Origin of the sequence: Curtobacterium sp. PsM8 (assembly GCF_030433875.1) — a bacterium.
Classification (GTDB): domain Bacteria; phylum Actinomycetota; class Actinomycetes; order Actinomycetales; family Microbacteriaceae; genus Curtobacterium.
In genome coordinates this window covers 1-9,979 of the sequence record NZ_JARUXD010000096.1, presented here as the reverse complement: position 1 = coordinate 9,979, position 9,979 = coordinate 1, and the positions used below count along the sequence as shown (strand labels likewise).

Below are 9,979 nucleotides of genomic sequence, written 5' to 3'. Positions count from 1 at the left end.
CGGCGCGGGCGGGGGGGGGGGGGGGGGGGGGGCGGGGGGCGGGGGGCCCCGGGGCGCGGGCGGCGGGCGGGGCGGGGGCCCCCCCCCCCCCCCCGGCAGGGGCGTCAGTGCGTGAAGGCGAAGCCGATCAGGGCCATCGTCACGATGAAGCCCGCCAGGTAGTTGATCCAGAGGAAGCGCTTCCACCCCGCGTTCGCCGCCTCGGCCCCGGCGTCGGTGAGGTTCCACCACGGCAGCACGTTGAGCGCGTACGGCACGACGACGACCGCCGCGATCGGCCCCGGGAACGCCGAGAACAGCAGCGCGACACCGGCGACCAGGTACGCCACGAACGCCAGCCGGACGGTCGCGCGGGCACCGATGACGGTCGCCACGGACCCGATCCCCCCGGCCCGGTCGGCGAGGACGTCCTGCACGGCACCGAACGCGTGCGAGGCGATCCCCCACACGAAGAACGCGATGCAGACGGCGACGAGCTGCCCGGTCCAGTGCCCGCCGGCGAGCGCGAGGCCGTAGAGGGCCGGGGACACGAAGTGCGTCGACGAGGTGATCGAGTCGAGGAACGGCTTCTCCTTGAACCGGAGCCCGGGCGCCGAGTACGCGATGACGGCGAAAACGCTGACCGCCAGGGCGAGCCACGACCACGGCCCTCCGAGCAGCACCAGCACCAGCAGGAACGGCACGTTGGTGACGACCACGGCCCAGAGGGTGGCGCGGTGCACGCTCTTGTCGAGCAGGGCACCCTCGACGCCGCCCTTGCGCGGGTTGCGCAGGTCGGACTCGTAGTCGAAGACGTCGTTGATGCCGTACATCGCCAGGTTGTAGGGCACGAGGAAGTACACGACCCCGACGAGGAACGCGGCCAACGAGAACCCGCCACCCCCGGCGACGCCGACCCCGCTGCCGAGCAGGTACGCGGCGGCGAACGGGTAGGCCGTGTTCACCCAGCTGATGGGGCGCGAGGACACGAACAGCGCACGGAGGGTCGACGGCCTGGAGGCGCGGCTCACGGTCATGGGGTCTCCTCCGGTCTGCGGGACGGCTCGGTCCGGCGATCCGACCGTACCGGTCGCGAAGGCGGTCGCGGACCCGGCCCCGGACGCGGGCCCGGACGCTCCAGCAGCACCCAGCAGCTCGGCAGCAGCAGGACCGCACCGATGGAGTACGCCAGGTCCTCGACCGGGAACAGCCCGACGCGCGCACCGAGGACGAGTGCCGGGTCGTAGGCGACGATGCCGAGTCCGACGATCACGTTGTTGAACACGCCGGTCATCACGAGCAGCGCGACGCCGGCGACGACCCCGGCGAGGACGGCCGACCGGGGACCTCGCGCACCGGCAGCGGCACCGGCACCGGCAGCGGCACCGGGGCGATCGCCTCGTCGTCGCCGCGCCGACACGACGCCGGCCAGGACCGCGACGAGCACGGCGGCCCCGAGGAACGGCACCGCGAGCAGCGCGTAGGTGCCCGAGCCGGTCATGCCCGGCCCTCGTGGTGCTCCGGCTCGTTCTGCTCCGGCCCGTCGACAGAACGGGCACGCAGCCGCTCGACCACCGGTCGGACGGCACCGAACAGGTCCATCGTCGTCCAGCAGAGCAACACCAGGAAGAACAGCTCCTCGAGCGGCACGTCCGGCGCCAGCAACACCCCGGTGAGCAGCCCGTTCGTCCCGATGAAGAAGATGCCGAGGTGCACGCCGACGACGTCCCAGACCAGGAAGAACACGAGCCCGATGACCATCACCACGGCGGCTCGCACCGGGGCATGCCAGAAGAACAGCCGGTACCGGGCGTCGAGCACCGCGATGCCGGCGATCGCGATGAGGAGTCCGACGAGGTACAGCCCCGGCATCAGCCCGTCGTCCGTACCGGCGGCGCGTCGACGGACCGCGGCAGCGGGGTCGGCAGCGGCTCGGTCGAGGTGTCGCCGTGGATCCGCTTGATGAGGACCTCGGCACTGATCAGGCACATCGGCAGGCCGATGCCCGGGATCGTCGAGGCTCCGACGTAGTAGAGCCCGTCGACCTTGGTGGAGGCGTTCTTCTCGCGGAAGAACGCACTCTGCGTCAGGGTGTGGGCCGGGCCGAGCATCGAGCCGTTCCAGGCGTTGAGGTCGTCGGCGAAGTCCTGCGGGCCGATCGTGCGACGGACGCGGATCCGGTCGCGGAGGTCCGGCACCCCGGAGCGCTCGGCGATGACGTCGATGGCCCGGTCAGCGATCGCCTCGACCTGCGGGTCACCGGCACCGTCGAGGCCGCCCTTGCCGATCGAGACGTCGGCGGGCAGCGGCACGAGGACGAACAGGTTGCTCTGCCCCTCGGGTGCGACCGAGTCGTCGGTCAGCGAGGGCGCGCAGACGTAGATCGACGCCGGGTCCGGCACGTGCCGGTCCTTGCCGAAGATGGCGCCGAAGTTCTCCTTCCAGTCCTCGGTGAACACCAGCGTGTGGTGCAGCAGTCCGGGGACCGGCCCGTCGACCCCGAGGTACACGAGCACCGCGGAGGGGCCCGGGTCACGCTTGGCCCAGTGCGGGGCGTCGTGGGTGCGGTGTTCCTGCTCGAGGAGCTCCATCTCGGTGTGCCGCAGGTCGGCGGCGCTCACCACGAGGTCGGCGTCGACGACGTGCTCGTCCCCCGCTTCGTCACGGTAGGCGACACCGGTGGCGTGCCCGTCCTCGACGACGATCCGGGTGACGGTGGCTCCGGTGCTGATGACGGCACCCTCGGCCTCGGCGACGCGCTCGACGGCGGCGATCACCTGCGTGATGCCGCCCTTCGGGTACAGCACCCCGTCGGCCAGGTCGAGGTGGCTCATCAGGTGGTACATGCTCGGTGCCTGGTACGGGCTGGTGCCGAGGAAGACCGCCGGGTAGCCGAGGATCTGCCACAACCGGTGGTCCTTCACCGCGGTCGACGCGAACGAGGACAGCGGCTGGAGCAGCAGACGGGCGAGCTTGCCCATCCGCTTGAGGACGTCGGGGGCGGCGAGCTTCGTGAGGTCCTGGAACGTGCCGTACAGGAACCGACGGACCGCCATGTCGTAGGTGTCGGCGGCGGAGTCGAGGTACTTGGCCATCTTCGCGCCGGCCCCGGGCTCGATCGACTCGAACAGGGCGATGTTCGCCTCACGCGAGGACCGCAGGTCGATCGGCTCGTCACGGCCCTCCGTGTACACGCGGTACCCGGGGTCCAGGACGTCGAGGTCGAGCTGCTCGTCCGCACTGGTGCCGAGCAGCTGGAAGAAGTGGTCGAACACCTCGGGCATGAGGTACCAGCTCGGCCCGGTGTCGAACCGGAAGCCGTCCTGTTCCCAGGTGCCGGCCCGGCCGCCGAGCTGGGTGCGCTGCTCGAGCACGGTGACGGCGAAGCCGTCCCGGGCGAGCAGGGCGGCGGCCGCCAGGCCGCTGATGCCCCCGCCGATGACGACGGCACGGCGGACCGGCACGGCCCGCCCGGTGGTCGGTGCTGCTGCCGCGGCGGCAGTGGTCGGTGCGTCGGTCGGACGGGAGGCACGGGTCGGGCTCATGACGAGCCTCCAGTCTGTGGGGTGGTGACGGTGCGCGCGGGCAGGGTGCCACGACGGCTGAGGACACGCGCGGCGAGCCGCGCCTTGACGGGGTTCGGGACCCGGACCCGGGAGGTGACCAGGCGGTCCGCCGGGGTTGCGGCGATCCGGTCGTTGAGCTCCTGGAACAGGGCGTGCGCGAGGGCGACCGCGGGACGGGCGTCCTTCGGCAGCAGCGGGACGGTGACGGCGGCCCGGTCGAGGTCGGACTGGACGTCGGCGACGAGCCGGTCCTTCGTCGCCTCGTCGAAGCTGCGGACGTCGACGCCCGGGAAGTACGAGCGACCGAGCACCTCGAAGTCGGCGTGCAGGTCGCGCAGGAAGTTGACCTTCTGGAACGCGGCGCCGAGGGCACGGGCACCGTCGACCAGCACCGCGTCGTCGAAGGTGGGGCGGCCGGCGCGGTACACGAACGCGCGCAGGCACATCAGCCCGACGACCTCGGCGGAGCCGTACACGTAGGCGTCGAACGAGGCCTGGTCGTGTTCCGTCTGCTCGAGGTCCATCCGCATCGAGGCGAAGAACGGTGCCGTCAGCTCGCTGCCGAACCCGACGGTCCGGGCCGTCCGGGCGAACGCGTGCACGACCGGGTTCACCGAGAAGCCGAACGTCATCGCCCGCTCGGTGTCCTGCTCGAGCTCGTCGAGCACGGTCCGGGCGAGCTCCGGGTCCAGGCCGGCCTCGGTGGCGGGGCCGTCGACGACCTCGTCTGCGACCCGGACCAGGGCGTAGACGTTCCGGATGTGCTCGCGGGTGTCCTTCGTGAGCAGGCGACTGGCGAGCCCGAAGGACGTCGAGTAGCGGCTGATGACGACGCTCGAGGCAGCCTCGGCGGTGGCGTCGTAGAGCGGGAGGCGACGACCGGTGGTGCTCGAGGTCACCGGACGCGCTTCACGAGTTCGGTGACGAGGCCCTCGAGTCGGGAGCCGAGCTCGTACGGCAGTCCGGCGAGTTCGGCGCGGGCCAGGGCCGTGTGCTCGCGGATGTGGTCGAGGGCGGCGTCACGCGCACCGCACTCGACGAGCAGGGCGCGGAGGCCCGCAGCGCGTTCCTCGGTCAGGTCCGGGTCGCCGAGGTAGGGCGCCAGGTCCGGCCAGCAGTCGGTGGTCGCCGCGTAGGCGATGAGCATCGTGCGCTTGCCCTCGCGGAGGTCGCCGATCGCGGTCTTGCCGGTCGAGCCCTCGTTGCCGAAGACCCCGAGCAGGTCGTCGACGATCTGGTACGCGATGCCGATCTCACGGCCGAACGCCCCGAGCGCCGCGACGACGGGCTCCGGCGCGCCGGCCAGGACCGCACCGGACTGCAGCGGCGCCTCGAAGCTGTAGACACTCGTCTTCGCCCGTTCCATCTGCAGGACCTCGGCGACGGTGGGCATCACGCCGAGGGCGAGATCGACGTCGGCCATCTCGCCCGCGGCACTGGCGAACACGGCGTCGTCGAACAGGTCGAGCAGTCGGGAACGACGGTCGCCGGTGACGCCGCTGGCCTCGATGAAGCGCGGGGCGGCGGCGAGCGCCAGGTCCCCGGCGATCACGGCGGCGCTGGTGCCCCGGTGCTCGGCGGTCGGGAGCGGCAGGCCACCGGTCGTGGCGTTGTCGCGGAACGAGCCGGCGACGTTCGGGCGGCCGCGGCGGGACCAGTCGCGGTCGATGACGTCGTCGTGCACGACGAGGGCGGTGTGCAGCAGCTCGTAGGCGGCGGCGACCTGCGATGCGGCGTGCACGTCCTGGCCGCCGAGGGCGGTGTACGAGGTGAGGACCATGCGCGGTCGGAAGCGCTTGCCGCCCATGCTCGCCTTGCGCAGCACGCGCCAGAGCTCTTCGGACGGTCGGCCGAAGGCCTGGGCTCGGGCGCTCGACACCGTGAAGAAGCGCTCGAGGCACTCATCCACCAGCGCGAGGTCGATGTGCGCCACGGTGGCCGCTTCCTCGGTCATTGGCCTAATCTATCGAGGCAGATGAGCCTTTTCCCGGAAACCGTTGTCCTGTTGGCCGATGACCGTACCCCGATCGGTACGGCGGACAAGTTCACGGTGCACACAGACCAGACGCCCCTCCACCTCGCCTTCAGCTGCCACGTGCAGAACGCAGCCGGCGACCTCCTCGTGACCCGTCGCGCCCTCGTGAAGAAGACGTGGCCCGGCGTGTGGACGAACTCCTTCTGCGGGCACCCCGGCCCGGACGAGTCGTTCGAGGACGCGATCGCCCGGCGCGCCGAACGCGAGCTCGGCATGACGCTGCACAGTGTCGACCTGGTGCTGCCGGACTTCCGCTACCGCGCGGTGGACGCCTCGGGCATCGTCGAGAACGAGGTCTGCCCGGTGTTCCGCGCCGTGGCCGATGCTGACCCGAAGCCCGCCGACGACGAGGTGTCCGAGTGGGTGTGGCTGTCGGAGCAGGACCTGCGCCAGGCCGTGACCGCCGCGCCGTTCGCCTTCAGCCCGTGGCTCGGGTGGCAGCTCGCGGAGCTGCCGCTCGACGCGCTCGGCGCCGAGCGTGTCGAGCACTGACCGAGTCCCGACCGAGTCCTGACCGACCCGTCGGACACCAGGCGGGTGCCTGCTGTCCGACGGGTCGTCTGCGTCAGATCCTGATGGAAGCGCTCGGACGTCGCTCCGGGCGTGTCAGTACCACTTCGTGACCGTGCACGACGGGTACGAGGGGAAGCCCGAGGCCCGGATCGTGAACTCCGCCTCGACCGCCTGACTGGTCGGGACCTGCGTCGTGGCACGGAGGTCGATCGCGTGCGAGTTGCGGTCGGTCAGGAGATCCGTGCGCACCACCGGTGTCCCGCCGTTGAGCGTCACGGCGATCGCCCCGGTGCGCGAGCCGACCGCGGAGTCGTTCGGCTGCAGCCCGTACTGGGTGACGTGGGCCGTGAAGGTGGTCCCCGAGCGCTCCCAGGTCCCACGGACGTTGCCGTACTGGCAGCTGGCGAAGAGCTCGCCGGTGGCGGTGGTGGCGGCGTCGGATGCCGGAGCACCCCGGTCGGCGGCGGTGGCGGCGGTGGCGGGGCCGGCGACGGCGGTCACGGCGAGTCCGCCGACGACGAACGCGGTGGCCAGAACCGCAGCGGTCGATCGACGACGGGTCGTGGTCGTTGAGGCGGTTGCGGACATCAGATCTCCTTCGTTCTGGGGTCGATGGCGACTGCCATCCAGAACATCAGATCAGGAACACCAGCACGGCACAAGGGGGTGGGCCAGAGCTGTTCACTCCCGGTCCACCTCGGCGTCACCGGGGCCGCTCGACGCCACTCGCCGACCGGAGTACGGTCGACGACGGCCTTGCGCAGCGCACGGCCACGGACTGACGAAGGGCAGGTGAGGCGCGATGTCGGGTGACCATCACCACACGGGCCGGCCGTCCCTCGTGGTCGTCGCCGAGCCCGTGTCCTGATCTCCCTGCCGCCGGGGTCCGTCCCGGCCGGCGTCGCGCCCGCTCGCCCTCCCGACCGAGGGAGCAGAGCATGGCACTCATCGACAACGCGGTGTACGTCGACGGCCGACGTGTGGCGTCGCAGCAGAGCCTGGCGCTCGGCACCAGTGGCGACCTGTCGTGGATCGGGCTGCTCCGCCCGGACCCGCACGAGCTGGCGGCCGTCGCGGACGAGTTCGGCCTGCACGAGAACGCCGTCGAGGACGCCCAGAAGGGGCACCAGCGCGCCAAGCTCGAGCGGTACGGCGACACCCTGTTCGTGGTGCTCCGACCGGCCTGGTACCGGCCGGACACCGGCACGGTCGAGTTCGGCGAGGTGCACCTGTTCGTCGGCGCCCGCTTCGTGGTGAGCGTCCGGCACGCCGAACGACCCGACCTGGCTTCGCTCCGGGCCCGGTGCGAAGCCGACCCCGAGTTCCTGGCGAAGGGGTCCGAGGCGGTCACCGCAGCGGTGCTCGACGAGGTCGTCGACGGCTACGCGCCCGTCGTCGAGGTGCTGCAGGACGAGATCGACGAGATCGAGGACCAGCTCTTCGCCGGCCAGGTCGACCCCGGGGTGTCGAAGCGGATCTACCAGCTGCTCAGCGAGGTCCTGGCCTTCCAGCGCGCCACGAAGCCGGTGCCCGCGATGGTGCGCGGGCTCCTCCGCGGTGCCGAGAAGTACGGCGTCGACGACGACGTCCAGCACCGGCTGCGGAACGTGCTCGACCACGCCCTGCGGGTCACCGAGCGGGTCGACTCGTTCCGGGCCCTGCTCGAGAACGCCCTGACGCTGCACGCGACCCTGGTGTCGCAGGAGCAGAACGAGGCGATGCGTCGGATGACGAGCGCGAGCCTGGCGCAGGGCGAGGAGAGCCGGCAGCTGGCACGGGCGGCCCACCAGCAGGGCGAAGAGGTGAAGAAGATCTCGTCCTGGGCGGCGATCCTGTTCGCACCCGGGCTGATCGCGGGCGTCTACGGCATGAACTTCGACCACATGCCGGAGCTGCACTGGCGGTACGGCTACCCGGTGGCACTCCTCGCGATGCTCGCACTGGCGGGGGTGCTCTGGGTCGTCTTCCGGAAGCGCAACTGGCTGTAGGCGCGAACCGGACAGGGCGGACAGGGCGGACAGCGCGGTCCACCGTCGGTACGGTCGCTTCCGTGAGGATCACACGACTCCGTGCCGCCGCCGCCCTGCTCGCCGGTGTGCTGGCCCTCGGCACGGGAGCCGGCCTGGGCGCCACCCCGGCCACCGCCGCCCCGGCCGCCCCCGGCTGCGACTACGCCGACAGCGGGACGGGCACGTACGCGGACACGCTGTGCTGGCTCGACCTGTCCGGACTCGACCCGGCCGTCGCCGCCACGACCGCCGGGCAGCCGCTCGCCCTCGAGCTCCCCGGCGGCTACCGGCTGCAGGCGACCGTGACCGTCTCGGGAGGCCCGGTCGCCGCCGTCGCACTGCCCACCTACGTCGGCTCCTGGCTGGGCAACGGCGGGCACTACACCGGCATCGACCCCGCGGTCCGACCAGCGCTCAACCAGCAGGCGAGCGGCACCACCTCGACCGCGACCCTCAGCGACGTCCGGGTGACCGACGCCTCCGGTGCCCGTGTCACCGGCTGGTCGCTCGTCGGCGCCGACGCCGAGGAGACCGCGAGCGGCGAGAGCATCACCTGGACCTCCAGCTCGCCGTTCACGTCGTTGACCGTGCGTCCGGACGGCACCGACGAGCGCGGGACGGCCTGCGGACGCGGCTTCACCGGCATCGGCACCACCACCGTCACGTGCAGGGGCACGGGCAGCAACCACACCGGCACCGCGATCGTCGCGACCCGCGAGCCCACGACCTTCAGCCAGACCATGGTGAGCCGCGGCGGTCGGGAGGGCGTGGCCTTCGGTGTCCTCGTCTCCCGCGTCTCGATCACCAAGCAGGTCGTCGGTGGCTTCGGCGGTGACGCGTTTCACGGTCGGTGTGACCGACGCCGCCGGTCGGACGGTCGCGAGTGCCGACACCGCGGGAGGCACGACCGCCTCGACCGGGGACGTCACGATCCTGGTCGCCGCGGACGGCAACCCGCTGACGTTCTCCGAGCAGCCCTCGGGCGGTACCGACGCCGGCCGCTACGGCGACCCCTCGTGGGCCTGCACCCGGAACGGGGCCGCCGCGACGGACCTGCCGAGCGGGACCGGCGTCGGCACCAGCACCGACATCCCGGTCGGCGTCGGTGACGCGATCGCCTGCACGGTGACGAACACCGCACTGCCCGCCGGGATCACCCTGACCAAGCGCGCGGAGGTGACGGACGTCGACGGCGACCGGCTCGTCGACACCGGTGACCGGGTCACCTGGACCTTCGCGGCGCAGAACACCGGGCAGGTCCCGCTGTCCGCGGTGGCCGTCGACGACCCCAGCGGCGGCACGGTGACGTGCGACGCGACCGTCCTCGCCGTCGGTGCGACCACCACCTGCCGCACGGACGCGCCCACCACGGTCACCGCCGCGGACGTCGACGCAGGCTCGCTGACGGACACCGCCACCGCGACCGCCGCGGTGACGGGGACGACGTCGACCGTCCGCTCCGACCCCGCCACGGCGACGGTCGCGACCGAACGTGCCGAGGTCGCCGTCGTCGCCACCCCCGGTGACCCGACCCCGGAGGGCGTCACGCCCGCCGGGCTGGAGGTCGCGGTCGAGGTCACGAACCCCGGCACCGTCCCGCTCACCGACGTCGAGGTCAGCGTCCCGGACTCCGACCCCGTCACCGTGCCGGACGTCGCGCCGGGTACCACCGAGGAGACGACGGTCGTCGTGCCCCTGACGGACGAGCCGGCGACCGTCCCGGTCACGGTGGTCGCCACCCCCGCGGGGAGCCTCGGTGCCGCTGACCCGGTGTCGGACTCGGTGGACGTGGTGGTCCCGGCCGCAGCGGACCCGGGCCCGACGCCCCCCCCCCCCCCCCCCCCCCCCCCCCCCCCCCCCCCCCCCCCCCCCCCCCC

Annotated in this window: 10 protein-coding genes and 1 pseudogene; 4 read left to right on the top strand and 7 right to left on the bottom strand. The window is 72.4% G+C overall.

The features are described 5' to 3' along the window. Positions 1–104: 104 nt before the first annotated feature. From QCD68_RS15880 to QCD68_RS15855, 6 genes are read right to left on the bottom strand one after another with little or no spacing between them, the layout of a single operon-like run. Complete coding sequence (locus tag QCD68_RS15880) at positions 105–1,016, bottom strand: prenyltransferase (RefSeq protein ID WP_301223723.1); 912 nt, start codon at positions 1,014–1,016, stop codon at positions 105–107. Further along, positions 1,013–1,480, bottom strand: a complete 468-nt coding sequence (locus QCD68_RS15875) for a lycopene cyclase domain-containing protein (RefSeq protein WP_301223722.1) — start codon at positions 1,478–1,480, stop codon at positions 1,013–1,015. Before QCD68_RS15875 ends, QCD68_RS15880 begins: the two co-directional genes overlap by 4 nt. Further along, entirely contained in the window at positions 1,477–1,851 is a 375-nt protein-coding gene (locus QCD68_RS15870; protein WP_301223721.1) for a lycopene cyclase domain-containing protein, read from the bottom strand. The genes QCD68_RS15875 and QCD68_RS15870 overlap by 4 nt, the downstream gene beginning before the upstream one ends. Further along, positions 1,851–3,524: a phytoene desaturase family protein gene (gene crtI, locus QCD68_RS15865; RefSeq protein WP_301223720.1), complete on the bottom strand. Its 1,674-nt coding sequence runs from the start codon at positions 3,522–3,524 to the stop codon at positions 1,851–1,853. The genes QCD68_RS15870 and crtI overlap by 1 nt, the downstream gene beginning before the upstream one ends. Beyond that, entirely contained in the window at positions 3,521–4,444 is a 924-nt protein-coding gene (locus tag QCD68_RS15860) for a phytoene/squalene synthase family protein (protein ID WP_111075836.1), read from the bottom strand. The genes crtI and QCD68_RS15860 overlap by 4 nt, the downstream gene beginning before the upstream one ends. After that, complete coding sequence (locus tag QCD68_RS15855; RefSeq protein WP_301223719.1) at positions 4,441–5,499, bottom strand: polyprenyl synthetase family protein; 1,059 nt, start codon at positions 5,497–5,499, stop codon at positions 4,441–4,443. The genes QCD68_RS15860 and QCD68_RS15855 overlap by 4 nt, the downstream gene beginning before the upstream one ends. A gap of 21 nt (positions 5,500–5,520) precedes the next feature. Here QCD68_RS15855 and idi point away from each other — a divergent pair, with 21 nt between their 5' ends. Then, positions 5,521–6,072: an isopentenyl-diphosphate Delta-isomerase gene (gene idi, locus QCD68_RS15850; RefSeq protein ID WP_301223718.1), complete on the top strand. Its 552-nt coding sequence runs from the start codon at positions 5,521–5,523 to the stop codon at positions 6,070–6,072. A gap of 114 nt (positions 6,073–6,186) precedes the next feature. Here the strand turns inward: idi and QCD68_RS15845 are convergent, their stop codons facing one another. Continuing rightward, entirely contained in the window at positions 6,187–6,681 is a 495-nt protein-coding gene (locus QCD68_RS15845) for a hypothetical protein (protein ID WP_301223717.1), read from the bottom strand. A gap of 350 nt (positions 6,682–7,031) precedes the next feature. Here QCD68_RS15845 and QCD68_RS15840 point away from each other — a divergent pair, with 350 nt between their 5' ends. The 3 genes and pseudogenes from QCD68_RS15840 to QCD68_RS17510 all read left to right on the top strand — a co-directional run. After that, a complete protein-coding gene (locus QCD68_RS15840) occupies positions 7,032–8,081 on the top strand; it encodes a magnesium and cobalt transport protein CorA (RefSeq protein ID WP_111075833.1) in 1,050 nt (349 codons plus the stop codon). Between the two features lie 62 nt (positions 8,082–8,143). After that, positions 8,144–8,872 (top strand): annotated as a pseudogene (locus tag QCD68_RS15835) (CshA/CshB family fibrillar adhesin-related protein); the annotation flags it as partial. Positions 8,873–8,933: 61 nt separating this feature from the next. Next, positions 8,934–9,979: DUF7507 domain-containing protein (locus QCD68_RS17510; RefSeq protein ID WP_441005196.1), on the top strand; the 1,046-nt coding region annotated here is incomplete at its 3' end.

Bases quoted from the DNA above. Each gene is read 5' to 3' on its own strand.
- QCD68_RS15880 (WP_301223723.1), bottom strand. From the start codon at position 1,016: ATGACCGTGAGCCGCGCCTCCAGGCCGTCGACCCTCCGTGCGCTGTTC.
- QCD68_RS15875 (WP_301223722.1), bottom strand. From the start codon at position 1,480: ATGACCGGCTCGGGCACCTACGCGCTGCTCGCGGTGCCGTTCCTCGGG.
- QCD68_RS15870 (WP_301223721.1), bottom strand. From the start codon at position 1,851: ATGCCGGGGCTGTACCTCGTCGGACTCCTCATCGCGATCGCCGGCATC.
- crtI (WP_301223720.1), bottom strand. From the start codon at position 3,524: ATGAGCCCGACCCGTGCCTCCCGTCCGACCGACGCACCGACCACTGCC.
- QCD68_RS15855 (WP_301223719.1), bottom strand. From the start codon at position 5,499: ATGACCGAGGAAGCGGCCACCGTGGCGCACATCGACCTCGCGCTGGTG.
- idi (WP_301223718.1), top strand. From the start codon at position 5,521: ATGAGCCTTTTCCCGGAAACCGTTGTCCTGTTGGCCGATGACCGTACC.
- QCD68_RS15845 (WP_301223717.1), bottom strand. From the start codon at position 6,681: ATGTCCGCAACCGCCTCAACGACCACGACCCGTCGTCGATCGACCGCT.
- QCD68_RS15840 (WP_111075833.1), top strand. From the start codon at position 7,032: ATGGCACTCATCGACAACGCGGTGTACGTCGACGGCCGACGTGTGGCG.